Source organism: Rugamonas fusca, assembly GCF_014042365.1.
GTDB lineage: Bacteria > Pseudomonadota > Gammaproteobacteria > Burkholderiales > Burkholderiaceae_D > Rugamonas > Rugamonas fusca.
Genome location: NZ_JACEZS010000025.1, coordinates 57,549 through 81,630 on the forward strand (window position 1 = coordinate 57,549; position 24,082 = coordinate 81,630).

Genomic DNA, 24,082 nt, shown 5'->3' on the forward strand with positions numbered 1-24,082 from the left:
CTGGCGTCGACTTCCTGGCAATACCTTAGCCTAGCACTTTTTCACGATCAGGTCCCCCGCGCCAGCAGCGTGCCAGTAACTGCACGGGCAAGGCGCTGGGCGAATTGGTGAAGGTGAAGGTTTCCTCGGCCGGCGCGGCGCCGGGCACGGGGGCGATCGTGAAATGGCGCGCCAGCATGGACATCACCATCTTGATCTCGGCCATGGCCAGGTAACGGCCCGGGCAGAAACGGGGGCCGCCGCCGAACGGGAACAGCTTGCGGCCCGGATCATCGCCGCGTTCGCCCGCCCCGTCCAGCCAGCGCTGGGGCAAAAATTCGTCCGGGCGCACCAGCTCGCTGTCACGTTGCGCGGCCAGCCGCGTCATGGTGAAGATGACCGTGCCGGCCGGCACCGCCAGGTCGCCCAGCATCACGTCGCACGTCGGTTCCACGGCCAGGAACGGCGCCACCGGCTTGAGCCGCATGGCTTCGCGGGTGGCCGCGTCCACGTAATGGAGCTGCTCCAGCAGGCGGTAGTCGCGCAGCACAGGTTCGGCGCCCAGCACACGGTCCGCCTCGGCCGCCAAAGCGCCAGCGGCCGCCGGGTCGCGCGCCAGGAAGTCGATCAGCCAGGCCGTCGTGTTGGACGTGGTGTCCTCGCCCGCGAACACCATGGTGATGGCGTTGCCCACCGCGCCCGCGTCGGTAAAGCCGGAACCCGGTTCGTCGCAGGCGATCACCAGCGCTTCGAGCATGTTGGACGGCTTCTGACGCAGCGCCGGCTGCTGCGCCAGGCGCTTACGGGTCTGGGCGATGAAGCCCATGACGGCCTGCTGGATGCGGGCGGCGGCCGCGTCAGCCTCGCGGTCGGGCGCGCGCTTGAGCAGCGGCACGCGCCAGTACGGCAGCGCCGTCGTCAGGCGCCGGGCCACGCGGTTGAACAGGAATTCGATATCGCGCTGCAGCGGATTGTCCTCCAGTTCCAGCGTGTTGATGTCCTGGCCCATGGCCAGTCCTATCGTCACGTCCAGCGTGTAGGCCTTCAGGTCGCGCAGCACGTCGACCGGACGGCCGGCGGCGATGGCCGCGCTCCAGCGCCGTTGCAAACGTTCCGTCATCATGCTCAGGGTGGGGAAGAAACCGTGGATCACTTCCGGCGTCAGGGCCCGCATCACCAGCTTGCGCTGGCGGCGCCACTCGTCGCCCTCGGCCGTGAACAGGCCGCGCGTGCCCACCTCCTCCAGCATCTGCGCCGTGCGCGCGGAACGGCGCATGACGTCGGGCCGGTCGCGCAGCAGGCCGGCGATCACGTCGCGGTCCGAGGTGACGAGGAACTGCTTGCGCATGATCCTGAAGCGGTACAGGGTGCCATACTGGCGGCCCCAGTCCTCCAGCACCTGGTGGAATGGCCGCCGGTTGATGGCTGCGATCACGCCTGTGAACGGGCGCCCTTTCGGCCCCGGCAGGTCGGCGATGCGCCGCCGCGGCGCCGGTGGCGGCGCCAGTACGGCCGCGCCTTGTGCGATTTCCATGCTAGCCTTGTCCATCATGTCTCCTCCGGCGCCGGCATGGTGCCCGCCGGCGCTAACTAGTCCCCGTGCGGCAGACGACGGCGTTGGCCGGGTCGCCGCTCCACTCGCACCAGCCGCCGTCATACACGCTGATATGCGGCCAGTCCATCAGCCAGGCGTAAAAGAAGGCCAGCGACGCGCGCCAGCCCGTGCCGCAGTAGAAAGCCATGCGCCGCTGCCGGTCTATGCCCGCTGCGCGCCACTGCCGGCAAATCTCGCTGGCCGGCTTCATGCTGCCATCGGGCCGGTGGAAGTCGCTCATGCTGTTCACATCGTCGTCGTTGCCGGCCCGGCCCCACAACGCGCCGGGAATATCGCCCCGCGCGGCGATGTAACTATACCCCGAAATCTTGCCAATAAATTCATTCCAGGTACGGATGCTGACCAGCGCGCCATCGGGCTGTTGCAACAAGGCGCGCGCCTGTGTTATGCCGATCAGGTAGTCGGGACGGGCCGGAAACGGCACGCCAAAGCGGGCCACGCCGGGGTAGCGCCGCGGCGCGCCCGCCACCGATGGATGGCCGCCCGCCTGCCACAAGGCGTAGCCGCCATCGAGCAGGCGCACGTCGCGCACGCCAGCGTACAGCATCAGGTGGGCGGCGCGGGCGGCGGCCAGGTTGTTACGGCCATAGAGCACCACCGTGCTGTCATCGCGGATGCCGCAGGCCAGCAGCAGGCGCAGCAAGGCCTGGTCGCACACCTTGTTCCACAGGGGCGCCTGTTCCAGCTGGTTGGTGTCGATATAGCCGGCGCCGGGGATGTGGGCCTGTTCAAACGGCGCGGCGCCGTCGCAACCTACCTCGAACAGGCGCCAGTCCGGCGGCGGCGCTTCGGCCACGGGCTCGCCGGCCAGCACGGCGGCCAGCCAGGCGGGCGTGACGAGCTGGCGCCAGCGGACCAGGTCCTGGCGGAAGGCTGGTGCTGCCAGATTGTGCTGCGGGTCGGACGTCATGAGAAAGAATGCGGCGGCCCCGCGCGTGCATGCGCGGCGGGAGCATGGGGAATGGCCGCTATTGTACGGCATGGCGCGGCGGCGGCCGCTTCGCGCGCCGGGGCGAGGCTCAGGCCAGCGCTTCCTTGGCCGCTTCCTCCGGGGTCAGACCATCGTAGAACTGGTCGGTGAACCATTCCACATGTTCCTCGATGTGTTCCTGCGCTTGCCGCAGCGTGGCGCCGCCGGCCACCAGGAAACCTTCCACTTCGATGCACCACTGGATCAGTGCCATCGTTTCCGGGTCCAGCTCTTCTTTTTTCTTCGCCATGGTGTTGCCTCTTGCCTGTCGCAGTGGATATCAGCCGCCAGTGTAGCAGTTTCGCCGCACCGGCCCGCCGAATAGAGCTTTTCCTCGAATCGCCGGCAAACATGGCAAAGCCATTTGCCAATATGCAACTTACACCGTACCATGGCGCCGCTTTCTGGTATTGCCAAAAAGAGTAATTAAAAAATACAACCATTCAAGTACGAGAACATGAAAAAACACTTTATCGCCGCCGCCCTGGGCCTGATCACCGTCACCGGCGCGCTGGCGCAAACCACCGCCAAACCGCTGCATTTCGTCGCCGGCGCCGGCGTCACCTTCGGCGGCGACAAGCTGGCCACCACCCATTACACGGACGGCTCGTCGAGCAATATCACGGCCGGTTCCGGCCTGGCGCTGCTGGTGGGCGCGGAATACCGCGTGGCCGAACAGTTCTCCGTGCAAGGCACGGTGGGCTACCACATCCGCTTCACGCCCGACGCCTCGAACGGCGACGCCGACTTCCGCCGCGTGCCCGTTGAACTGCTGGGCTACTACCACATCAACGACCAGTGGCGCGTGGGCGCCGGCGTGCGCTTTGTCAGCAACGCGCGCCTGCATGGCAGCGGCGCGGCCAGCGGCCTGAACGCCGATTTCGACAACACCACCGGCGCCGTGCTGGAAGGTGAATACTTCGTCAAGCCCAACGTGGGCCTGAAGCTGCGCGCAGTCCGCGAACAATACACGCCGACCCACTCCAATGTCAGCTTCAGCGGCAACCACATCGGCATGCTGGCCAACTTCTACTTCTAAGCCTACCCGCCCCGCTTAGCGGGCGGGGTACAGCACCACCTGCAGGTAGTTGTCCATATCGAAGTAGCGGCGCGCGGTCTGCTTCAGGTCGGCCGCGCGGATGGCGCCGGCCCGCTGCTCATACGTCAGCAGCGCGGCCGGATCGGTGCCGTTGATCTGCGCCAGCTGCAACTGCCCCAGCCAGTAGCCGTTCTCGCGCAAGCCCTTGTGGTAGTTGCGGGACCAGCCGGCCCGCACCTTGTCGAGGTCCTCCTGCGTGACGCCGTGCTCCTTGACCCTGGCGATTTCGGCGAAGGTGGCGGCGATCACCTTGTCCACGTTCTCCGGCCCGCACGGCAGGTTGATGCTGATGGTGTAGCCGCCGTAAGGCACCTTGGTTAGCGCGCCGGACATGCCGCCGCCGTAGATCAGCCCCTGCTGCTCGCGCAGCACTTCCAGCAGCTTGATATTGAGCGCCTCCAGCAATGCCTGCAGGCGCATCTGCTCATCGTCCGAGTAGTCCGCCGTGCCCGTGAACGTGATCGAGATGGTGCTCTTGGGCTCCGCTCCCATGTGCACTTCCTTCTTGACGACGCCCTTGATCGGCCGCACCCCCCAATCCTTGTACTGGACCGGCACATCGGGCGTGGGCAGCGCGCCCAGGTAGGTGGCCACCAGCGGTTTGATGCGCTCCACGTCGAAACTGCCAACCAGGAAGAACGTGAAGTCCTTGGCGCTGGACAGGCGGCTGCGGTAGATGTCGAACACCCGGTCCAGGTCGATGCGATCGAAATCCTCCGGGCGCGGCGCGCGCGCCACCCGCGCGTTGTTGGCGTACAGCGTGCCGACGATGGTGTCGCCAAACACGGCTTCCGGGCGCGACAGGCTGTTGCGGGCCAGCTCCTTCTGCTTGCCCACGAAGGATTCAAAAATGGCGCGGTCGCGGCGCGGCTCCGTCATCTGCAGGTAGATCAGCTGCAGCATGGTCTCCACGTCCGCCTTGCCGGACTGCCCGCTGAGCATCTCGCTCAGGTTGCTGACCGTGGCGCTGGTGGTGGCGGCTTTCCCGGCCAGCACCTTGCTCAGGTCCAGGGGCGAATAATCCTGCAAGCCCATCTGGCCCACGATGGCGCTGGCGTAGCGCGCGCTGGGCAGGTCCGCTTCACCAAACAGCGACTGCCCGCCAAAGCGCAGCGCCGACATCAGCACCTGGTCGTTATTGAAGTCGGTCGGCTTGAGCACCACCTTGACCCCGTTGCCCAGCGTGAGCCGGGTCAGTCCCAGCGCCGGGTCCACGCTCTGGCTGACGATGGTGCCACCCCTGGGCGGATGCGCCATCAAGGCACTGGCCAGCACTTTCTCGGCCTGGGCCTGCACCGGCTTGCGCTCGGCCGCCTCCACGGCCGCCAGCAGGTCGGCCTGGGCGGGTATCGGCGCCTCGGCCTGGTCGCTGCCGGTGTAGATCACCAGCTTGTTGCCGCCCGACGGAATCCGGGCCCGCGCGGCCGCGTTGACTTCGGCCAGCGTGATGCCGGGCACCAGCTGGCGCGCGTAGTCGTATTCATTGGCGATGCCCGGTATCGGCTCCTGCTCCAGGAAGTTGCGGATGTACTCGGCCGCGTAGCCGGCCGAATTGGATTTTTCGCGCTCGTTGTAGCCACGTTCGAAACTGCGCAGCAGGTTCTTCTTGGCCCGTTCCAGCTCCGCGTCCGTGAAGCCGAACTGGCGCGCCCGCTCATCCTCCTGCACCAGCGCGGCGATGGCCGGCGCCACGCCGCCCTTGCCCAGCACGGCCGCGGCACGGAACGAACGGTAGCCGCGCGCCACCTTGGTCATGCTGCTGCCGCCCTGGATGAAGGGCGGGTTGGCCTGCTGCGTCAATTCAGCCATGCGCTGGCCCAGCATGGCGCTGTACAGCCCCTCGATCAGGCCGGCGCGGTAGTCGCCCACGGTACGGTGGGCCGGTTCAGGCTCGATGCCGTAGCGGATGTAGAGGCCGTTGGTATTGGCTTCCTTGTCCGTCACCACTACCCCCTCGGAAGCCTGGCGCTGCGGGATCACGGCATAGTCACGCGGGCGCTCATGGGCCGGGTTGGCCAGCGCGCCGAAATGGCGCTCCACCATGCGCTGCGCGGCGGCCGGGTCCACGTCGCCCACCACCACCACCGCCATCAGGTCCGGCCGGTACCAGTCATGGTAAAAGCGCCGGATCGCCTCGGGGCGAAAGCTCTTGATGATGTCCTCCTTGCCGATCGGCAGGCGCTGCGCGTAGCGCGAGCCGTTCATCAGCTTGGGCATCAAGACCTTGTTCATGCGGTCTTCCAGGCCTTTGCCCAGCCGCAGTTCCTCCAGCACGATACCGCGTTCGCTGTCGATATCGGCGTCGTTGAACGTCAGGCCATGGGCCCAGTCCTCCAGCACCTGGAAGCCCTGCTCCACCACGTCCGGTCGCTCGGTCGGTATGGGCAGGACGTACACCGTCTCGTCGAAGCTGGTGTAGGCGTTCAGGTCGGCGCCGAACTTCACGCCGATGCCCTGCAGGTAGGACACCAGCGCGTTGCGCTTGAAATGGGTGGAGCCATTGAAGGCCATGTGCTCGGTGAAGTGAGCCAGTCCCTGCTGGTCCTCGTCTTCCAGGATGGAGCCGGCCTTCACGACCAGCCGCAATTCCAGCTTCTGCTCGGGCCGCGCGTTCTTCTGGATGTAATAGGTCAGGCCGTTGGCCAGCTTGCCCACCTTGACTTGCGGCCCGATCGGCAGCACGTCGGACAGCGCCAGCGGCGCCCCGCCGGCATGGGCCAGCGCGGAACAGGCCAGCAATGCGGCGGCGATGGCGGCGCGCAAGGAAGTTGAAATCATCATGGATGCAATTCAGTTAACAAAGCACGTACAGTACACCGAATCACCACCACCGGGTTGACCGACCTCACAATTCAGCGCTGTGTACCGGCACACCGGCCGCGCCAGCCGGACGCCCCAGGCGTATGTACCGGTACACCAGCAGCCAGGCGCCCGCATAGGCCAGCGTGATCATGCCAAACGCCAGCGGCAGCCGCCAGCGCCACTCCGGCACCATGTGCAGCACGCTCCCCATCAGTGCCACGCCGACCAGCGCGCCGATCTGGCGATTGGCGTTCAGGGCGGCCGCCGCACCGTTGGCATGGCTGCGCCCCGCCACCAGCATCACGGTGGCTGTCATGCCGGGAATGGCGACGCCGATCGCCACATTCATCACCATGGCGCCAGCCATCAACAGCCAGTATGGCGTGGCGGGCGACAGATTCATCATCGCCAGTCCCGCCGCCGCGCCCACGGCCAGCCCGTACAGCATGGGCGGACGGGTACCGACGCGCGCGGCGATCCGGCCGGACGCCACATTGCCGATGGCGAAGCAGGCCATCATGGGGAGCAAGCGCACGCCTGTGCGCAGGGCGTCCGCGCCGCCGGCCTGCTGCAGGAACAAGCTGAGCAGGAACAGCTGTCCGAACACGGCCAGGTTGACCAGCAAGCCAACCCCGTTGGCCGCGCCAAATGCCGGGCTGCCGAACAACGCACGCGGCAACACAGGCTGCGCCCCATACCGCTCGCGCCGCACCAGTACAGTTGCCGCCAGCACCGCGCACAGTGCCGCCAACCCTACCGGCATGGACGTCAAGCCCAGTACCGGCCCCTCGATCAGCACGAAGCTCATGGCGGCCAGTGCCACCACGCCCAGCCCATGACTGAGCAACGACAGCGCGCGCGCAGCGCGGGCCGGGGGCGTGACCGGCACCAGCGCCTGCGTCAGCGCGATGCCCAGCAGGCCGATCGGCACATTGACCCAGAACACGCTGCGCCAGCCGAAGCCATGCACCAGCAATCCGCCCACCAGCGGGCCGATGGACGACGAGCAGCCAACGATGGCCGACCAGCTGCCCAGCATGCGGGCCCGTGTGCGCTCGTCATCGTAGGCGTGGGTCAGCAGGCTGAGGGAGCTGGGCATGAACAGCGCCGCGCCCGCCCCTTGCAGCAGCCGGGCCGCCACCAGCGCGGGGCCGCTGGGCGCCAGCGCGCACCACACCGAGCCCGCGATGAACACGGACAGGCCGCCCTGGTACACATGGCGCGGGCCATAGCGGTCGGCCAGCGCGCCCCCGGCCAGCAGCAGCGCGGCGAAAGTCAGCGTGTAGCCATCGACCACCCACACCAGGCCGCTGAGCGGCACGCCCAGGCTGGCGGCGATGTCGGACAGGGCCGTATTGACGGCGGTCACGTCGATCATGGCCATCACAAAACCAATGGCCAAGGTCAGCAACACCAGCAAGGCCGGCGCGGGCCGCCGCGCAGGTACGGCGCGGGCGGGAAGCGAAGATGCAGACATGGGATTTCCTTTACTTTTAGAAAACATTTCCTTCCATGGTAGGCCACTTGCCGCATGCAGTAAATACGCATAAGATCAGCACCTTGATGCAAAAATGCATCGCCTCAACGCAACGCTCAGCAAGCACGAAGGAAACGCACTCCATGGATTGGGACAACGCCCGCATCTTCCTCGCCCTCTACCGCGCCGGCACGCTGCGGGCGGCCGCCGGCCAGTTGCAGGTGGACCAGGCCACCGTGGGCCGCCGCCTGGCCGCGCTGGAGACGTCGCTCGGGGCGCGCCTGTTCCTGCGCACGCCATCCGGCTACCTGGCCACCCCGGCCGGCGAGCTGGCCGTGCGCGCGGCCGAGCTGATGGAACAGGCGGCCCACCAGTTCCAGCGCGAGCTGCTCGGGATCGACAACCGCCTGTCCGGCACGGTGCGCCTGTCCACCACCGACACCCTGGCCAGCCACTCCGTGATCGCCGCCATGCGGCAGCTGCACGCGGCCCATCCGGCGATCCGCATCGTGCTCTCCACCAGCACCGAGATCACCAGCCTGACCCGGCGCGAAGCCGACCTGGCCGTGCGCACATTGCGCCCCACCGACCCGGACCTGATCTCGCGCCACCTGGCCAAGCGCAGCATGGGCCTGTACGCGACGGCCGACTACCTGCGCGAGCGGGGCGAGCCGCAAGCCGGTACGGCGCTGGCCGGCCACGACATCGTGATCTACCAGCGCAGCGTGGCGCCGCGTCACCGGGAGCGCATCTGCGGCGAGCCCGTGGCCAACGCGCGCGTGGCGATGGAGGTCAACAGCGGCTTGATGCTGCTGGAGGCGGCGCGCGCGGGCCTGGGCATCACCGAACTGCCCTGCCACATGGCCGCCACCGATCCAAGCCTGGTGCGCCTGTGGCCGGAACGGGTCGACCATTACGACGTCTGGCTGGTGATGCACAGCGACCTCAATCGCAGCGCCCGCGTGCGCGCCGTGGCCGACGCCATCATCGCTGGCTTCGCCGCCGAATAGCGTGTTGGCGACGGGGACTCCCTGCCTAGGCGCGTACCGCCGGCCGGGCGCCACGCGCCCATCGAAAATGCTAGACTGACAAGATGAACCCATCCACCTCCACCCTCGCCGCCATGCGGCGCCTGGAAGCGGCCGCGCGCGCCTGGCTGGCCAGCTGGCGGCGCCTGCTGCTTTTCGCCGTGCGCATGTGGGCCATGGCGCTGTCGCCGTCCAGCTACGGGCGCGCCAACCGCCCGCTGCTGGCGCGCCAGCTGGTGCAGGCGGCCGCGCCCAATCTGCTGTGGTTCACGGTGTTGTCGGCGCTGGTGAGCCTGGTGTTGATCCGCATCGTGGTGGTCACCTCGCAAAGCTATGGCCTCACCCGCTACGCGCTGGCGCTGGTGGTGCGGGTGCTGGTGCTGGAATTGATCCCGTTGACGGCGGCCGGATTCGTCGCGCTGCGCGCCACCCTGCCGGCCGGCCTGGAGTTCTCCCAGCGCCGCCTGCAGGCCCGCGCCGGCGCGCCCGACGTGACCCAGTTGCGCACGGAGTTCTTCCCGCGCGTGGCGGCCGGGGTGTTCGCCGTCTGGCTGCTGGCCGCCATGAGCTGCGTGCTGACGCTGGCGCTGGCCTACCTGTCCATCTACGGCTTCACGCCCTGGGCCCTGCCCGGCTACACCCGCGTGGTGGGGCAGATCTTCACGCCAGCCGTGTCGCTGATCCTGGTGCTCAAGATCGTGTTCTTCAGCTTCGCGGTGGGCATGATCCCGATGGCCTCGCCGTTCTACGACGAAGGCTACCGGGGCAAGCTCACGCACGGCCTGTCCGACATGGTGCGCCTGTTCGCGGTGCTGCTGCTGGTCGAAATCGCCTCGCTGATGGGCAACTACTACTGAAAGATCGCGTCATGACCGACACTCCCGCCCCACCGTCCGAACCCGCGCCGGTACGCAACGCCGAACTGAAGGCGGGCCTGCTGCTGGCACTGATGGTGGCGCTGATCGCCGCCACCGCCCTGTACCTGATGTACGCCCGCGGCGCGTTCGAGGCCACCCAGCGCCTGCTGCTGCAAGCGGATGATTCGGAAGGCGTGGTGGTGGGCATGGACATGACCTACGCCGGCTTCCCCATCGGCCGGGTGCGCCGCATCGAACTGGCGCCGGACGGCAAGGCCCGCGTCGTGATCGACGTGCCGCAAAAGGACGCGCACTGGCTGCGCAGTTCCAGCATCTTCACGCTGGAACGGGCCCTGGTGGGCGGCGCCAGGCTGCGCGCCTACAGCGGCGTGCCCACCGATCCGCCGCTGGAGGATGGCGCCCGGCGTCCGCTGCTGGTGGGCGACGCGACGGCCGAAATCCCCCGCATCCTGTCGGCCGTGAAGGACGTGCTGCAGAACCTGAACCAGCTGACGGGCGAAGGCTCGGCGCTGGAGGCGAGCCTGCGCAACGTCAAGGGCATGACCGACAAGCTCAATGGCCCCGGCGGCGCCATGAGCCTGGTGGCCGGCGACGACAAGAAAGCCCAGTTGCTGCTGCAGCGCGCCAGCGAACTGCTGGTGACGGTGGACGCGGCCACGCGCAAGGCCGACAGCCTGATGGCCCATGCCGACAGCCGCCTGTTCGACAAGAACGGCATGGTGAACGACGCCCAGGCCAGCGTGCGCGAACTTAACGCCCTGCTGTCCGACGCCCGCGCCAGCCTGAAAAAAGCGGACGCCGTGCTGGCTGACGCCCAGGTCATCAGCGGCAACGCACGCATCGCCTCGGCCGACCTGGGCACGCTGCGCGCCGAAGTGGAAACCAGTTTGCGGCGGGTGGAACAGCTGGTCAACGAAATCAACCGCAAATGGCCGTTCAAACAGGATACGGAGATCAAGCTCCCATGAAAGCGCACACCACGGCATGCGCGGCGGCCCTGGCGTTGCTGGCCGCATGCGGCAACAACCCGCCCCAACCGGACTGGCAGATGAACGCCCACAACGCCATCGAACGCGCGGTGGCCGCCTACATGGAAGGCGACGCGCTGGTGGAAGTGGCCGAATTCAAGCGCGCCCGCGCGCAAGTGGCCAGCACCGGCAAGCCGGAACTGGTGATGCGGGCGGAACTGGTGCGCTGCGCGGCGCGCGTGGCGTCACTCGTATTTGATCCCTGCACGGGATTCGACCAGTTGCGCCAGGATGCCAGCCCGGCCGACCTGGCCTACGCGGCCTACCTGGGCGGCACGCTGCGCGCGCAGGATGCGGCCCTGCTACCGGAGCAGCACCGCGCCGTCGCCGTCGCGCAGACCGATGCGGCGGCTGCGGCGGCCGTCCAGGCCATCACCGATCCGCTGGCGCGGCTGGTGGCGTCGGGGGTGCTGCTGCGCACGGGGCGCGCCACGCCGGCCGTGCTGGCGGGCGCCGTCGATGCCGCGTCGGCCCAGGGCTGGCGCCGGCCGCTGCTGGCCTGGCTGGGCGTACAAGCCATGCGCGCGCAACAGGCGGGCGACACGCGCGAGCAGCAACGGCTGCAGCGCCGTATCGATCTGGTGCTGGAAAAACGCTGAAGCGCCCTGCCGCTTATTCGGCCGCTGCGCGCGCCGCCGCCTCGCGCAGCTTGTCCTTCTTGCTCTTGCGCTTGCCCTTGATGCCGCCGTTGACGGTGTCCGTCACGGACGCCACGGCGACCGGGGCAGCCGTCTCCTTCAGCTCAAAACCAGCCACCTGCTCGCGCGGCAGCAGGAAACCGTTGCGCTTTTCGATCAGGCGGAAATGCGCTTCCGTCTCCGCGCTCACGAAGCTGACGGCCACCCCGCTCTCGCCCGCCCGGCCGGTGCGGCCGATGCGGTGCGTGTAATCGACGGCAGAACGGGGCAAATCGTAATTGACCACGGCCGGCAGGCGGGCGATGTCGATGCCGCGCGCCGCCACGTCGGTGGCCACCAGCACCTGCAAGCGGCTGGCCTTGAAGTCGGCCAGCACCTCGGTGCGCGCGCCCTGGCTGAATTCACCGTGGAAGGCCGCCGCGCGGATGCCGTTGCGCTGCAGCTTGTCGGCCACGTGTTCGGCCGCGTACTTGGTGGCCACGAACACCAGCACGCGCGGCCACTTATGCGTCAGGATCAGGTGCTTGAGCAGCTGCGTGCGGCGCGGCGCATCGACCACGATGGCGCGCTGCGCGATATCGGGCTTGCTGACCGGCTCGGACAGCACCTCGATGCGTGCCGGCTGGTGCAGCATGCGGTCGGCCAGCGCCTGCACGTCCGGTGGGAAGGTGGCCGAGAAAAACAGGTTCTGGCGCTGCTTGGGCAGCAGTTCCAGGATACGCGCCAGCTCCTCGCTGAACCCCAGGTCCAGCAGGCGGTCGGCCTCGTCCAGCACCAGCATGGCCGTGCGCGAAATCTTCAGCGCGTTGTGGTCGATCAGGTCCAGCAGGCGGCCCGGCGTGGCCACCACGATGTCGGCCCCGCCGCGCAGCGCCATCATCTGCGGGTTGATCGACACGCCGCCGAACACGATCGACACCTTGACCGGGATCGTCAGGTGCTGCGCCAGCCGGCGGATAGCTTCGCCTACCTGGGCCGCCAGTTCGCGCGTGGGCACCAGTACCAGGCCATGCAGCTGGCGCGGGCCGCTGCGGTTGTCGAGCAGCGACTGCAGCAGCGGCAGCGCGAAGGCCGCCGTCTTGCCCGAGCCGGTCTGCGCCGCGCCCAGTACGTCCTGGCCGCCCAGGATGGCGGGAATGGCGGCGCGCTGGATCGCGGTTGGCTCCTGGTAGCCGATTTCGGCCACGGCGTTGATAAGCGAGGGAGCGAGGCCCAGCGAGGAAAATGACATGACAGCCTTCTTGCGTTGATTCTGCGGTAAATAATCCGCCAGTATAAAGCAGCGCGGCCGCGCCAGAGGACATCCTCGATTGCCCTGGACAGGCTTTTCATGGGAACATAGGGCGCCTGCGGTTGTATGACGCATAACTAAATTGACGAAATGAGTACGCGCTGATGATCAACTGGGACGCCCACGCCTGCCTGCCACAACACCCGCAAGCCGACTTCACGCCGGTGGACCAGCTGCATGCGGCCGGCGTCAACTACGTCTCGCTCAACGTGGGCGCGGACATGAACCCCGTGTCGCAGGTCATGTCCGTGATCGCCGGCTACCGCGCCACCATCGCCGCCCACCCCGAGCGCTACGTGCTCGTCGCGAGCGTGGACGACATCATCCAGGCCGCGGCCGACGGCCGCATGGCCCTCAGCTTCGACCTGGAAGGCGCCATGCCGCTGCTGGACCAGCCGGAGATGGTGGCCCTGTATGCCCAGCTGGGCGTGCGCCAGATCCACTTCGCCTACAACCGCAACAACAGCGTGGCCGACGGCTGCCACGACGTGGCGCGCGGCCTGACGGGACTGGGACACCGCATGGTGGCCGCCGTCAACGACGCCGGCATCCTGATGGACTGCTCGCACACGGGCCGCCGCTGCAGCCTGGAGATCATGGCCGCCTCGGCCAAGCCCGTCATCTTCAGCCACGCCAACCCGCTGGCGCTGGTGCAGCATGGCCGCAACGTGAGCGACGAACAGATCCAGGCCTGCGCCGGCACGGGCGGCGTGGTGTGCGTGTCCGGCCTGTCCTGGTTCCTCGGCAGCGAGCGGCCAGGCGCGGACGACGTGGCGCGCCACGTGGCCTACATCGCCGAGCTGGTGGGCGTAGCGCACGCCGGCATCGGCCTCGATATCTGCTTCCAGCAACCGGGCCTGGACGACACCCCGCCCGGCGTGTTCGATCCAGGCCACTGGTGGCCCGCGTCGGCCGGCTACGACGCCAGCCGCCCGCCCAGCTTCACGCCGCCATCCGTGTGGCGCGAACTGGCGCCGGCCCTGCGCCGCACCGGCATGAACAATGCCGAAATCGAGCAGGTCCTGGGCCGCAACATGATGCGGGTGGCGCAGCAGGTGTGGGGAACGCCCCAGCAGATGCTCAAGGCGGCATGAGCGCGGGGCGCCAGCGCGGCCGGGTCCAGGCGCTCCGTGTCCGAGCATCGTACTCCGGAGGTGAGGGATTGCAAACCTCACCACACCTTGCAGCCTGAGGGCGCGGTCACACTGGCGGCGCCGGCGTATGACCGGCGACGATGAGCTGCACGCCAACGGCCTCCAGCGCGGCGCCGATGGCGGCCGGCGGTGGCTGGTCCGTCACCAGCACGTCGATGGCGTCGAACGTGCACAGGCGGTGCATGAACGCCTTGCTGAACTTGGCGCTGTCCGCCACCACGATCACCTGGCTGGCTTGGCCCATCATGGCCTGCTTGAGCGAGGCTTCCTCGTCCGAGGGGCAGGTCAGACCCTGCGGGTCGATGGCGCAGGCGCCGAGGATCAGCTTATCGAACTGGAACTGCGCCAGGCCGAGCCGCGTTTGCGCCCCTTCCAGGCTGCGCTGCCAGGCGTTGAAGCGGCCGCCCAGCACGTGCAGTTCCACACCTTCCCTCTGGCCGAACGCCTCGGCCACGTCGATCGAATTGGTCACCACATTCAATGGCGTCGCGCTGGTGGCGCGGGCCACGGCCAGCACCGTGGTGGAGGTATCGAACAGGACGCGGTCGCCATCGCGCAGCAGCGCGGCGGCCGCGTGGCCGATCGCCTGCTTGGCGCTGGAGGCGGCCGTGCGCTGGGCGTACTGCTCCACCTGCCGGCTTTGCGGCGGCAGCACCGCGCCGCCGCGCACGCGCAGCGCGCGGCCAGCCGCGTCCAGCCGCACCACGTCGCGCCGGGCCGTGTCGCGCGTCACCCCGAACAACTTGCAGATGTCCTCGATGCCGATACGGTAGTGCTGGTCCAGGTAAGCGCGGATCGCGTCGAGGCGTTCAGCCTGGGGCAAGGTGCCGTGCTTGTTCATCGTTGCGATTCCAGGTAGGCGCGCAGCACGGATGTCACCAGTTCGTGGTCTTCCTGCTGCGGCAGGCCGGAGACCGTCACCGTGCCGATCACGCCGGTGCCGCGCAGGGACAGCGGAAACGCGCCGCCATGGGCGGCGAAGTCGGCGGGATTGACGCCGCTGTCGGCCTCGAAGGTCTTGCCCTTGCTGCGGTACTGCGTGCCCACGTGCCACGAACTGCGGCCATAGCGCTGCACCACGTTGTTCTTGCGGCGCACCCAGTGGCTGTTGTCCGGCGTGGTGCCGGCCATCGCGTGGTGGAACAGCTGGTGGCCATTGCGGGTGATATCGACCGTGATGGCCTTGCCCAGCGCATGGGCGCGCTCCACCAGCTTGAGGCCCAGCGCCAGCGCATCGCCGTTCGAGAAGGCGGTGAACTGCAATTCTTCCTCTTCGCGGACCAATGCCGCCAGCGTGCTGCCGTAGTCTGCCTGCATGTCGCCCTCCCTATTAAGCGAAATCGATGGTGCGGCGTTCACGATGGCTGCGGTAGGCGCACTCGATCACGCGCACCACGGCCACCGCGTCCTCGGCCGCCACGGGCGGCGGCGTGCCTTCGGCGATGGCCTGGTGGATGCCGGCGTAATAAGTCCGGTAATCGCCGGGGATGGAGGCGATTACGCGGCTGGCGCCATCGGCGCCGGTGATGGTGGCGTAATTGGCCGGCAGGTCGTGGCCCCAGCCGGCATCGCCTGGGCGGCCGCCCCCCTTCAGCGTATCTTCCTGGGTATCGACGCCGTACTTGATGAAGCTGCCCTGCGCGCCGTGGACTTCATAGCGCGGGCCGGGCGCGCGTACCAGCGCGCTTGCGTGCAGCATGGCCTTACGGTCGCCGTAGTCCAGCACCAGTTCGAACGCATCTTCCACTTGCGCGCCCTGGCGCTGGATGCAGACCTGCGCCGTGACGGCGCGCGGAAGGCCGAACAGTTGCAAGGCCTGGTCGATCAGGTGCGAGCCCAGGTCCCACAGCACGCCCGATCCCGGCTGCGCCTCTGACTTCCAGCTGCGCTTCACTTGCGGCGAATAGCGGTCGAAATGGGCGCGGTAGGTGTGGATGGGGCCCAGCTCGCCCGAAGCCACGGTGTGGCGCAGCGTGAGGAAGTCGCCGTCCCAGCGCCGGTTGTGGTACACGCTCAGCAGCAAGCCCTGCTCTTTGGCCAGCGCCACCAGCGCCTCCCCCTCGGCCGAGGACAGCACGAACGGCTTGTCCACCACCACATGCTTGCCCGCCTGCAGTGCGGCCTTGGCCAGCGCATAGTGGCTGGCGTTGGGCGTACAGACCACGACCAGGGCGATGGCGGGATCGTCCAGCATGGCTTGTGGCGTGTCGTCCCGCGTGACACCGGGATAGGCGCGGGTCAATGCGTCCGGATCGGCGCTGCGGCTGGCGACGCGGGCCAGCCGCAGGCTGGGCGTGGCGGCTATCATCGGCGCATGAAAAATGGCACCGCCGACGCCATAGCCAATCAAACCTACGTTATATCGCTGCATCCCTCACCCTCCATTACGCAAATCACTTATCGATTATAAGTTATTTGCGCAATCGGTGTCACAATCGGTGTCAGGTCTGTCATTCGGACAGTCGCTGCGTACCATTGATTTTTCTCATGGTGCGCTCTTGCCATTGTCAGAGCGGCCTTAACGAGACGTTGCTCACATAATACGACTCGGATCTTGCGAGGATTTCGATGGGCTCAATGAATGAGGGGGTGCTCCAGCACAGCCGATTTTCAAGGGCGGGATATAGATGACGCATGCACCGCGCGCTCTCGGCGCGCGAGGCTGGCGCGCAGCGCCAGCAGTTGGGCGATTCGGAGAGCCTTCGCCCCCTTCAGGGGGCTTCGTCTTCGAACCTGCCGCCTAGGCGCACCGTCTCCGTCCGCCACAATGCAAAAAGCCTCCCGCAGGGGAGGCTTTTTGCATTGTTCTGGCGGAGACGGTGTCCGCCATCCTTGCACAACAGTGACTATTAAACAACACCACCCAGTCTCAACTTCCCGTGCTACCAGAGAGAGAAGCCCTCACCCTCTGCCATTATTCGTCTCACCCAGTATCAATCACCCGCAATCTGTATTAGGATTTATGAGGGGTAGGAAGGCGGGTCGAAGGAATCGGACATCTTGGGAGGTTACGAATGCCACGTATCGCGGAAGAACTCGGGCCGCTTCAAGTTAAGCGCCTCACAACGCCAGGCTACCACGCCGTCGGGCATGTTGCAGGGCTGATGCTTCAGATTTCCAACTCTGGCACCCGATCATGGATACTGCGGGTTCAAGTCGGGGTTAAGCGACGGGAAATCGGATTGGGCGCCTACCCCGGCGTCACGCTGGCGATGGCACATGAAAAAGCGCAAGCCGTCCGCGACAAAATCGACGCGGGTATTGATCCTGTCGTGGAAAGGCTTGAGGCGAGGGAAAACATCCGGGAGCAACAGCAAGCGGCAAAAGCGCTCGCCTGGACGTTCCGCAGATGTGCTGAAGCCTACATTGACGCGAAAAAATCGGGCTGGCGCAACGAGAAGCATGGGAAGCAATGGATTAACACTTTGAAAACCTACGCTTTCCCGACCCTTGGTGAAATGCCGGTCGGGACCATCAAGCTGGAGCATGTGCTGGCTGTGGTGGAACCGCACTGGGTGACGATCAACGAAACCATCAACCGGGTGAGGAATCGTATAGAGCTGGTGCTGGACTGGGCCACGGTGCACCGATATCGAAATGGTGATAACCCGGCGCGTTGGAAGGGGAACTTGGACAAGTTACTTGCGGCGCGGTCGGTCGTCGCGCCCGTCGTTGGTCATCGTGCTGTACCGGCTGAAGACATGTTCGTTTTCATGCAGCGCCTGCGCCAGATACAGACCATGGGGGCGCGCTGCCTGGAATTCGTTATCTTGACGGCCTGCCGCTCTGGAGAGGCCCGCTTGGCGATTTGGGATGAAATTGATTTACAGCGGCGAGTGTGGACAATCCCGGCCAACAGAATGAAGGCAATGCGTGAGCAGCGCGTACCGCTTTCCCTGCAAGTTGTCGCGCTCTTGGAAAACCTGCCGCGAATGGTGGACGAGCCACTTATCTTCCCAGGGAGGAAATCTGGCACACCGCTGTCCGACATGACGCTGACCAAGATCATCAGGGATATGGGCGTAGATGCAGTACCGCATGGGTTCAGGGCGACATTTTCTAGTTGGGTGGCCTCGTCTACTGCCTACCCCATGGAAGTACGGGAAATGGCGCTGGCCCACGCCGTTGGCAATGACACCGTTACAGCCTATCAGCGTGACGATCTGTTCAAAAAACGCCGACTGCTAATGAAGGAATGGGCCAATTTCGTGGAAACCACCCCAGCGCCAGATGAACACGAAGACGCTCCAGAATTAGTGCCAAAAGATAAATAAACAGATGATCAGTTGGGAGTCGTACCTCGCACAATCCTAAACGAAGTTTCACTTTCAGGAATAGAAATGGTTGAAATGAGGAAATTGTTACAATTCAAAAAAATCTTATCCTTGGCGGAGGCCGCTCAAAATCTGTCAACATTCGTCAATCAGTCGATGACCGTTGGCGACATACTGAACTTCGGACTAGAAGGTAGTCTTCAACTCTCCGTCAACTTCCTCAGCCCAACCAAAGTTCGCGTCGGCGACCGCTTGCCGGACGACATAGGCGGCGACGAAGGTATAAAGCTTTGCAGCCCCGTCGTCCATCGACCACCACAGGGTGGCCATTACACCAGGGTGGCTCCCGTCGTCTTGCTCAGTTTGAAGATCATGGATGGGAAATGCTAAGTGACAGCTCGCACTTCCACACAGGTGCGTTGTACAACGCTTTACGCAACACCAACGCAACAGCGCCAACGCGGCGCAGCAACATAGTCCGGCCATGGCCGGGACATGGCATCGGTCGGCCGGCCCCAGCTCGACAGCAACATGCGCTACCTGGACGATATCACGCAGAACGTGCCGAGCGCAGTCGGCATCAACCACCAAGACAAATTCGTGCGCGGCCACGCCCTGCGCCGGGCCACGCTGGCGATCATCTACGAGCTGATGGACGTGGTGCGCAACCCTGGTTCGTGCGTGAGCTTTGACGTGCTACCCCAGCCATCCAATTGCTGGGTGGCCCCGACGTCCTTCTTGGCGGTAGCCTTGCTCACGTCCAGCAACTACGGAAAGCTGGTTGAATAGAGCCACATGTCAATAGCACTTTAAAACTGCCTTGGTGGTGACTGACCGACCGGCGTGTTGCGCCACATCTCTTCCGACTGAGCTTGACGCTTCAGCCAAGCACGCTACCCACGTTCATCTAGCTTGAACACGCTGACCACAGCCGCCAAGTTGGCCGCCTGCTCCTGCAACGATGCTGCCGCTGCTGCTGCCTGCTCCACTAATGCCGCGTTCTGCTGGGTGGTGCTGTCGATTTCCGTCACGGCAAGGTTGACCTGGGCGATGCCGTCGCGCTGCTCGTGGCTGGCCGCCACAATTTCGCCCATGATGCTGGTCACTTGCTCGACGGAAGCAACGATCTTGCTCATCGTGGCGCCCGCCTGGTCCACCAGCGAGCTGCCGGCATCGACCTTGTTGACGGAATCGCCAATCAGCTCCTTGATTTCCTTGGCCGCCGCTGCGCTGCGCTGGGCCAGGTTGCGCACTTCCGACGCCACCACGGCAAAACCGCGGCCCTGCTCGCCGGCCCGCGCCGCCTCCACGGCCGCGTTCAGGGCCAGGATGTTGGTCTGGAAGGCGATACCGTCAATCACGCCGATGATGTCGACGATCTTGCGCGAACTGTCCTTGATCGAGGCCATCGTGTCGACCACGCGCCCCACCACCTCGCCGCCCTGCGTGGCATAGCCGGAGGCCGACTGTACCAGTTCGTTGGCGTGACGGGCGCTGTCGGCGTTCTGGGACACGGTGGCCGTCAACTCCTCCATCGCCGACGCCGTCTGCTCCAGACTGGATGCCTGCCCTTCCGTGCGAGCTGACAGATCGAGGTTGCCGCTGGCGATTTCTTTTGATGCGTTGGCGATGGTTTCCGTACTGTTGCGCACCTCGCGGATGGTCCGGTTGAGCGAGGACACAAAGCGGTTGAAGGCGTCGGCCAGCAAGCCGATCTCGTCGCCCGATTCCACCGTCATGCGGCGCGACAGGTCGCCATTCCCGTCGGCGATCTGGCCCAACATCTGCGCGGCGCGGGCCACGGGCGCGGCCATGGCGCGGCTCACCAGGTAGATAACGAACAGACCAATACCGCCGCCGACCAGCCCGCCCACCAGGGCCGCCAGCAGCACGGAGCGGGTTACCTGGCCCAACACTTCCTGTTCGGGCACTTCCGCGATCACATACATATTCAGTTCCGACACGAACGACGAGGCCACAATACGCTTGCCTTCCGGCGCGCTGTAGTTAAGAGTGGTGAAGCGCTGGCCGCCCAGCACCTTGCCGGTCAGTTCTTCGCTAAAGCCCGGCAAATCCTTCATGTAGTGCTTGCTGTCGGCCAGCCGGGGATCGCGGTGCACGATCAGCATGCCGTCGGGTCGTACCAGATAGACAAAGCCGGACGCGCCGATCTTGTAGTTGCGGACGGTATCTGCCAGCTTGTCGACTGACAGCCCGAGGCTCGCCACGCCGATCTTGCCGTCGCCTGTATCGAAGCGGGTGTTGATAAACACGTTATAGTTGGTGGACCCTGGTTCCTTGTCCAGGTTCAGCGAATAGGTCTTGCCGCTAGACAGGAAGCTGTAGAACCATTGGTCGGACGGGGCGTTCTTGTCGACGGTGCGACTGAAACCCGTCTCGCGGTAATACTTGCCAGTTGCAGCGGATACCCAAGACACCGCAGCAGCCTTGCTGATCTTCTGCACACGTTGTGCGTAATTGATCCAGGCCGAAACGCCGCTTTCCGGCAATCCCGCTTTTTCCCAGTCCAACACATAGCTATTGTTGCTGATGGATATGGCGGAGGCCAGCGGTTCGGCGATTTGGCGCAGGATGTCATTACGAATCTCGCCCACCACGGCCGGCAGTTCCTGCCCCACAACGCGCTCGCGGATGGTGTTACCCGTCATGACCACGCTCAAAGTGGCCGACAGCACCAGGAACAACAGCAGGCAAAGTGCCATACTCGACATCAGCTTTTGCTGTATCGAAAGGCGGCGTAAGAATTCAGACATGTGCACTCCCCAGAATTGTTATAGAGCCGTTTGACTGCATGCACTCGTTTGAGCAAAGACTTGCAGGAAAATAGTCGGCCATCATGAACCCAAGGTAGTCGATTTCAGTACTTCAATGCAACAAGATATATTAATCAGGAAATGCAGTTTGTCCCCAGCAAACCATTCGTACGGGCGGCGCAGCCCAATCACTGTTTAAGCAAGCCTCGACTCCCGAAGTGTTGATTAGACTTCCATGGCCACGGGATCATAGACCACAACCAACACGGCATCATCGACCATGCTGGCGAGTGTGTGATACGCAACTGGAACCTGCAAGGACAGGACTTCCACGACACGTCAACTATCGCGCACGCCTTGCTGGGCCATCGTCACCATGCGCTGCGGCTAACCACGATCATCGGCCAACATCTCGCGGCTCAATTCTGCGCCGCGAGACTTCAGCCGAACGTTGCAGCGTGCCATACCTTCGCCCAGGAACCGACCGGTACCACCGAGACGACCGACGCCATGTAGGCGAACTCAGCCAATGCGCTGGAAATCTTGCCGGCAAGTGCACTGCTATCGTGACCATGACCGGCACCGCATTGGTAGCCGAAGTAGCAAGGGCCGGCAAGCGCCGCCTAAAGACAGCAGGGTCGATTGATGCCATCGCCGTCGTGGTGGCCTACAACCTGCGCCATGACAGCGCCGGCGTGACCGAGGCCCGCACCGCCGATGAGCTGGTGGTAAGCCGTCGCCGACCTTGCCAGGGGCCTCGACAACTGCACAGGTTCGCCCAAATACACGGCCACCTCGCCCCCCTCCGCCGGCGCCGGAAGCGGCCGGGTCATCAAGCCGCAACCTGACTCAATCCAGCCGCAGCGGCTCCTTGAGGTCATCTGCGCCAACGGCAACCGGGCCGCCGGCGCGGTCACGCCGACCAGGCTGCCACTGGACGCGAGCTAATACCAATTCACCACGGCCGACCGCAGTGCGCCCCTGCTCTCGCTTATATAGGCCAGGTGGAACCAACCGCGTACCAAGCCGGTACCAAGCCGGTTACCCATAAATACCCAGTCCCTACCGGATCGGTGACTAACCAAGAACCAGAAACCAATAACCAGGAACCAGGAACCATTTAACACCTCCTCTACCCCTGACGGGGTAGACGTCGCCAACGGCGTCGGCGCCCCGCATCTGGCCCGCAATGCCAAGCCCATTAGCGTCTCCATCAGAGGACGAGCAAGAGCATCTGAACCTGGCTGTCCAGGTCGGAACGCTCGGTACGCAGAGCGGGCAGCTCGCGTTTCCTGGCCAGCATCAGGTGCGAACTGTAGGATGCCTTGACCTTCGATTGCATCTCCTTGGCGATCAGCGCCTGCATGCGCTGCCACGGGTAATGCAGGCGCTGGGCGACGTAGGTCAACGTCATTCAGACCTGCCAAACGCTAATCCCCGACCTTCTACTAACAAGCGGACGCAACTTGCAATCGCTGTACCCAAGTACACCGCCCCTTCATTCCAATAGTCTGCGGTACTGTATACTTGAGGCGCTTGTCTATTGCCGCCCTTGAATGACGGTCCACATTACAACAAACAGCACGCAAGTATCCACGTACTTTGGGCAGGCGAAAATGAAATTACTGTACTCATTCATTCCTTGGGCTATTGCAATTTTTTCCGTCAATGCTATGGCCTCCTGCGAGCCGGTTCAATTTGGCTACCTTGATCAACATCGCCCCCCTTATTGGCTCGGGCGCGGCAGCGTCGTCCCGGACCCTCCGGGTGCCAGCGTAGAGTTGCTCAAAATGTTTGCAGCCAGTGCAGGCTGTCCCGCAATGTTTAAACGATTGCCGGTATTGCGCATCAAACCAGCGCTGGTGTCAGGGGATATAGACATTGCACCGATGGATGAAAATGGGGTCCACACGGCCGGGATCGTTTTCCCACGGGACAAGAATGAACGGCTCGATAGTAAACGCTCGGTTCCCCAAGTTCTCGTTACATTTGTCCGGGCAGCCGATCACATCCCCCGGTCGGCCGATCCTATGAATCTCTTCAAGGGCCGGCTCGTTGGCATTACACTTGGTTCAGCATACGCTGCCAGACTTGAGCAGGCCGGAATTAAGGTCGACAGTGGAGCTATCGACCTTGCCAGGAATTTCGATAAACTGATGTTGCGACGTGTAGATGGCTTTGCCATCACGCTTGTCAGCGTGGACGACCTAGACGCCTATGTATCTCAACATTATGGCCGGCAAGTAGTACGACTTTCCAAACCGATATACTCTGATCGTATCTGGCTGGCAGCAAATCAACGCTATTACAACTTACACCGTCCGGAAGTGGAAGCCATGTGGACTTGGCTGGGGACAAAGGGTAATAAAGAATTTGAAGTGCTTCTGGAAAAATATTCCCGCATACCCTAAGTCATCACAGCTACGGTCACGGATGCGGTGGCAACCACCAAGACAATCCTGACCAGCGTGAGAGTGAACACCACGGCGACCGGCTCCTTGAAGGCCATCGCCATTTCGCCAGTGAAGCCCATGACCAGCATCATAAAACCGTTCTTGGTCATCATGACGAGGCGGCAAAGCTTGCCCTGGTTGTCTACGTATTCGGTTGGCTCAAAATTGAGCCGACCGAACTCGGGGGGGCAATTCAGGTAGTCGAAGGCGCGCAGTACGTTCTTGTGGCGCTCGCCGAAGCTCTTGGCGACCGTCAGCGAGTCCGTCACCAGCTTGTCGCCGTCCAGTTGCACGAGGTGACGCGGCGCTGGTCGGCATAGGCCCGCTGCGCTTGCCAGTGGTCTGGTGGTAGTCCCGTACAAGCTCGTCAAAGAAATCCTGCCACGCGCCTGTACGACAGCCGCAGGGACACGGAACTCAGCGTTGCTGACGGCGAGCGGCTGACCACGGTGCAGATACGGACGCCCTTGCTGGGCACGGCCAACGCCATGCTGGCGTCCAACAAGAACAAGACCGTTATTGCGACCAAAACAAGGGCGCAGCCTCCGACCAATTTAGCCTCTCAGGGTTTCGGTCATCCTCACGAAGACGATTGCGCCAGATAGTAAGGTTAGGCCCGCCA

22 protein-coding genes are annotated in these 24,082 nt (G+C 64.7%); 10 read left to right on the forward strand and 12 right to left on the reverse strand.

What is annotated here, in order from left to right; all coding sequences use genetic code 11:
- Window positions 1–25: 25 nt before the first annotated feature.
- The 3 genes from H3H36_RS22450 to H3H36_RS22460 all read right to left on the reverse strand — a co-directional run bounded on the left by H3H36_RS22450 (window position 26) and on the right by H3H36_RS22460 (window position 2,814).
- Window positions 26–1,531: a cytochrome P450 gene (locus tag H3H36_RS22450; protein WP_229220053.1), complete on the reverse strand. Its 1,506-nt coding sequence runs from the start codon at window positions 1,529–1,531 to the stop codon at window positions 26–28.
- Window positions 1,532–1,565: 34 nt separating this feature from the next.
- A complete protein-coding gene (locus tag H3H36_RS22455; protein ID WP_220459829.1) occupies window positions 1,566–2,504 on the reverse strand; it encodes a sulfurtransferase in 939 nt (312 codons plus the stop codon).
- A 109-nt stretch (window positions 2,505–2,613) separates the two neighbouring features.
- A complete protein-coding gene (locus tag H3H36_RS22460) occupies window positions 2,614–2,814 on the reverse strand; it encodes a globin family protein (protein WP_182220295.1) in 201 nt (66 codons plus the stop codon).
- 207 nt (window positions 2,815–3,021) lie between these two features.
- On the opposite strand from H3H36_RS22460, the gene H3H36_RS22465 reads away from it, so the two are divergent.
- The gene (locus H3H36_RS22465; protein WP_182220296.1) at window positions 3,022–3,603 is read left to right on the forward strand and encodes an outer membrane beta-barrel protein; all 582 of its coding nucleotides are present in this window, start codon (window positions 3,022–3,024) and stop codon (window positions 3,601–3,603) included.
- Between the two features lie 15 nt (window positions 3,604–3,618).
- Here the strand turns inward: H3H36_RS22465 and H3H36_RS22470 are convergent, their stop codons facing one another.
- Together H3H36_RS22470 and H3H36_RS22475 are read right to left on the reverse strand one after the other, a co-directional pair.
- Entirely contained in the window at window positions 3,619–6,444 is a 2,826-nt protein-coding gene (locus H3H36_RS22470) for a M16 family metallopeptidase (RefSeq protein WP_311196676.1), read from the reverse strand.
- A 64-nt stretch (window positions 6,445–6,508) separates the two neighbouring features.
- On the reverse strand, window positions 6,509–7,942 hold the full coding sequence (locus tag H3H36_RS22475; protein ID WP_182220297.1) for an MFS transporter: 1,434 nt from the start codon (window positions 7,940–7,942) through the stop codon (window positions 6,509–6,511).
- A gap of 143 nt (window positions 7,943–8,085) precedes the next feature.
- Here H3H36_RS22475 and H3H36_RS22480 point away from each other — a divergent pair, with 143 nt between their 5' ends.
- The 4 genes from H3H36_RS22480 (at window position 8,086) to H3H36_RS22495 (ending at window position 11,475) form a co-directional block, all read left to right on the forward strand.
- Entirely contained in the window at window positions 8,086–8,952 is an 867-nt protein-coding gene (locus tag H3H36_RS22480; protein WP_182220298.1) for a LysR family transcriptional regulator, read from the forward strand.
- A gap of 83 nt (window positions 8,953–9,035) precedes the next feature.
- Window positions 9,036–9,827: an MlaE family ABC transporter permease gene (locus H3H36_RS22485; RefSeq protein ID WP_229220054.1), complete on the forward strand. Its 792-nt coding sequence runs from the start codon at window positions 9,036–9,038 to the stop codon at window positions 9,825–9,827.
- A gap of 11 nt (window positions 9,828–9,838) precedes the next feature.
- Window positions 9,839–10,816, forward strand: a complete 978-nt coding sequence (locus H3H36_RS22490) for an MlaD family protein (protein WP_182220299.1) — start codon at window positions 9,839–9,841, stop codon at window positions 10,814–10,816.
- Entirely contained in the window at window positions 10,813–11,475 is a 663-nt protein-coding gene (locus H3H36_RS22495; RefSeq protein WP_182220300.1) for a hypothetical protein, read from the forward strand. Before H3H36_RS22490 ends, H3H36_RS22495 begins: the two co-directional genes overlap by 4 nt.
- Window positions 11,476–11,488: 13 nt before the next feature.
- Here the strand turns inward: H3H36_RS22495 and H3H36_RS22500 are convergent, their stop codons facing one another.
- Complete coding sequence (locus tag H3H36_RS22500; protein ID WP_182220301.1) at window positions 11,489–12,745, reverse strand: DEAD/DEAH box helicase; 1,257 nt, start codon at window positions 12,743–12,745, stop codon at window positions 11,489–11,491.
- A gap of 164 nt (window positions 12,746–12,909) precedes the next feature.
- Here H3H36_RS22500 and H3H36_RS22505 point away from each other — a divergent pair, with 164 nt between their 5' ends.
- Window positions 12,910–13,899: a dipeptidase gene (locus H3H36_RS22505; protein WP_182220302.1), complete on the forward strand. Its 990-nt coding sequence runs from the start codon at window positions 12,910–12,912 to the stop codon at window positions 13,897–13,899.
- A gap of 106 nt (window positions 13,900–14,005) precedes the next feature.
- Here the strand turns inward: H3H36_RS22505 and H3H36_RS22510 are convergent, their stop codons facing one another.
- Genes H3H36_RS22510 through H3H36_RS22520 form a run of 3 tightly spaced genes read right to left on the reverse strand, consistent with a single transcriptional unit; the run spans window position 14,006 to window position 16,330 of the window.
- Window positions 14,006–14,800 carry a DeoR/GlpR family DNA-binding transcription regulator gene (locus H3H36_RS22510; RefSeq protein WP_182220303.1) on the reverse strand — a complete coding sequence of 265 codons (795 nt, stop codon included), beginning with the start codon at window positions 14,798–14,800 and terminating at the stop codon, window positions 14,006–14,008.
- Window positions 14,797–15,276 carry a heme-degrading domain-containing protein gene (locus tag H3H36_RS22515; protein ID WP_182220304.1) on the reverse strand — a complete coding sequence of 160 codons (480 nt, stop codon included), beginning with the start codon at window positions 15,274–15,276 and terminating at the stop codon, window positions 14,797–14,799. Before H3H36_RS22515 ends, H3H36_RS22510 begins: the two co-directional genes overlap by 4 nt.
- Window positions 15,277–15,289: 13 nt before the next feature.
- Complete coding sequence (locus H3H36_RS22520; protein ID WP_182220305.1) at window positions 15,290–16,330, reverse strand: oxidoreductase; 1,041 nt, start codon at window positions 16,328–16,330, stop codon at window positions 15,290–15,292.
- Between the two features lie 643 nt (window positions 16,331–16,973).
- Between H3H36_RS22520 and H3H36_RS22525 the strand changes: the two genes are divergently transcribed.
- The 3 genes from H3H36_RS22525 to H3H36_RS22535 all read left to right on the forward strand — a co-directional run bounded on the left by H3H36_RS22525 (window position 16,974) and on the right by H3H36_RS22535 (window position 19,022).
- Window positions 16,974–18,233: a tyrosine-type recombinase/integrase gene (locus tag H3H36_RS22525; RefSeq protein WP_182220306.1), complete on the forward strand. Its 1,260-nt coding sequence runs from the start codon at window positions 16,974–16,976 to the stop codon at window positions 18,231–18,233.
- Window positions 18,234–18,299: 66 nt separating this feature from the next.
- Window positions 18,300–18,623 (forward strand): hypothetical protein, encoded by a 324-nt coding sequence (locus H3H36_RS22530; RefSeq protein WP_182220307.1) that lies wholly within the window; start codon window positions 18,300–18,302, stop codon window positions 18,621–18,623.
- Window positions 18,624–18,764: 141 nt separating this feature from the next.
- A complete protein-coding gene (locus H3H36_RS22535) occupies window positions 18,765–19,022 on the forward strand; it encodes a hypothetical protein (protein ID WP_182220308.1) in 258 nt (85 codons plus the stop codon).
- A gap of 104 nt (window positions 19,023–19,126) precedes the next feature.
- Here the strand turns inward: H3H36_RS22535 and H3H36_RS22540 are convergent, their stop codons facing one another.
- Both H3H36_RS22540 and H3H36_RS22545 read right to left on the reverse strand, forming a co-directional pair.
- The gene (locus H3H36_RS22540; RefSeq protein ID WP_375539615.1) at window positions 19,127–20,965 is read right to left on the reverse strand and encodes a methyl-accepting chemotaxis protein; all 1,839 of its coding nucleotides are present in this window, start codon (window positions 20,963–20,965) and stop codon (window positions 19,127–19,129) included.
- Between the two features lie 1,255 nt (window positions 20,966–22,220).
- Complete coding sequence (locus H3H36_RS22545) at window positions 22,221–22,421, reverse strand: hypothetical protein (protein WP_182220310.1); 201 nt, start codon at window positions 22,419–22,421, stop codon at window positions 22,221–22,223.
- Between the two features lie 202 nt (window positions 22,422–22,623).
- On the opposite strand from H3H36_RS22545, the gene H3H36_RS22550 reads away from it, so the two are divergent.
- Window positions 22,624–23,418, forward strand: coding sequence for a transporter substrate-binding domain-containing protein (locus H3H36_RS22550; RefSeq protein WP_182220311.1), 795 nt, complete (start codon window positions 22,624–22,626; stop codon window positions 23,416–23,418).
- On the opposite strand, the gene H3H36_RS22555 is transcribed toward H3H36_RS22550, so the two are convergent.
- A complete protein-coding gene (locus H3H36_RS22555; protein ID WP_182220312.1) occupies window positions 23,415–23,753 on the reverse strand; it encodes a Rha family transcriptional regulator in 339 nt (112 codons plus the stop codon). The genes H3H36_RS22550 and H3H36_RS22555 overlap by 4 nt on opposite strands.
- Window positions 23,754–24,082 lie beyond the last annotated feature (329 nt).

What these genes read in the sequence shown, in the direction of transcription:
- H3H36_RS22450 (WP_229220053.1), bottom strand. Translation starts at nt 1,531, where the DNA reads ATGATGGACAAGGCTAGCATGGAAATCGCACAAGGCGCGGCCGTACTG.
- H3H36_RS22455 (WP_220459829.1), bottom strand. Translation starts at nt 2,504, where the DNA reads ATGACGTCCGACCCGCAGCACAATCTGGCAGCACCAGCCTTCCGCCAG.
- H3H36_RS22460 (WP_182220295.1), bottom strand. Translation starts at nt 2,814, where the DNA reads ATGGCGAAGAAAAAAGAAGAGCTGGACCCGGAAACGATGGCACTGATC.
- H3H36_RS22465 (WP_182220296.1), top strand. Translation starts at nt 3,022, where the DNA reads ATGAAAAAACACTTTATCGCCGCCGCCCTGGGCCTGATCACCGTCACC.
- H3H36_RS22470 (WP_311196676.1), bottom strand. Translation starts at nt 6,444, where the DNA reads ATGATGATTTCAACTTCCTTGCGCGCCGCCATCGCCGCCGCATTGCTG.
- H3H36_RS22475 (WP_182220297.1), bottom strand. Translation starts at nt 7,942, where the DNA reads ATGTCTGCATCTTCGCTTCCCGCCCGCGCCGTACCTGCGCGGCGGCCC.
- H3H36_RS22480 (WP_182220298.1), top strand. Translation starts at nt 8,086, where the DNA reads ATGGATTGGGACAACGCCCGCATCTTCCTCGCCCTCTACCGCGCCGGC.
- H3H36_RS22485 (WP_229220054.1), top strand. Translation starts at nt 9,036, where the DNA reads ATGAACCCATCCACCTCCACCCTCGCCGCCATGCGGCGCCTGGAAGCG.
- H3H36_RS22490 (WP_182220299.1), top strand. Translation starts at nt 9,839, where the DNA reads ATGACCGACACTCCCGCCCCACCGTCCGAACCCGCGCCGGTACGCAAC.
- H3H36_RS22495 (WP_182220300.1), top strand. Translation starts at nt 10,813, where the DNA reads ATGAAAGCGCACACCACGGCATGCGCGGCGGCCCTGGCGTTGCTGGCC.
- H3H36_RS22500 (WP_182220301.1), bottom strand. Translation starts at nt 12,745, where the DNA reads ATGTCATTTTCCTCGCTGGGCCTCGCTCCCTCGCTTATCAACGCCGTG.
- H3H36_RS22505 (WP_182220302.1), top strand. Translation starts at nt 12,910, where the DNA reads ATGATCAACTGGGACGCCCACGCCTGCCTGCCACAACACCCGCAAGCC.
- H3H36_RS22510 (WP_182220303.1), bottom strand. Translation starts at nt 14,800, where the DNA reads ATGAACAAGCACGGCACCTTGCCCCAGGCTGAACGCCTCGACGCGATC.
- H3H36_RS22515 (WP_182220304.1), bottom strand. Translation starts at nt 15,276, where the DNA reads ATGCAGGCAGACTACGGCAGCACGCTGGCGGCATTGGTCCGCGAAGAG.
- H3H36_RS22520 (WP_182220305.1), bottom strand. Translation starts at nt 16,330, where the DNA reads ATGCAGCGATATAACGTAGGTTTGATTGGCTATGGCGTCGGCGGTGCC.
- H3H36_RS22525 (WP_182220306.1), top strand. Translation starts at nt 16,974, where the DNA reads ATGCCACGTATCGCGGAAGAACTCGGGCCGCTTCAAGTTAAGCGCCTC.
- H3H36_RS22530 (WP_182220307.1), top strand. Translation starts at nt 18,300, where the DNA reads ATGGTTGAAATGAGGAAATTGTTACAATTCAAAAAAATCTTATCCTTG.
- H3H36_RS22535 (WP_182220308.1), top strand. Translation starts at nt 18,765, where the DNA reads ATGCGCTACCTGGACGATATCACGCAGAACGTGCCGAGCGCAGTCGGC.
- H3H36_RS22540 (WP_375539615.1), bottom strand. Translation starts at nt 20,965, where the DNA reads ATGTCGAGTATGGCACTTTGCCTGCTGTTGTTCCTGGTGCTGTCGGCC.
- H3H36_RS22545 (WP_182220310.1), bottom strand. Translation starts at nt 22,421, where the DNA reads ATGACGTTGACCTACGTCGCCCAGCGCCTGCATTACCCGTGGCAGCGC.
- H3H36_RS22550 (WP_182220311.1), top strand. Translation starts at nt 22,624, where the DNA reads ATGAAATTACTGTACTCATTCATTCCTTGGGCTATTGCAATTTTTTCC.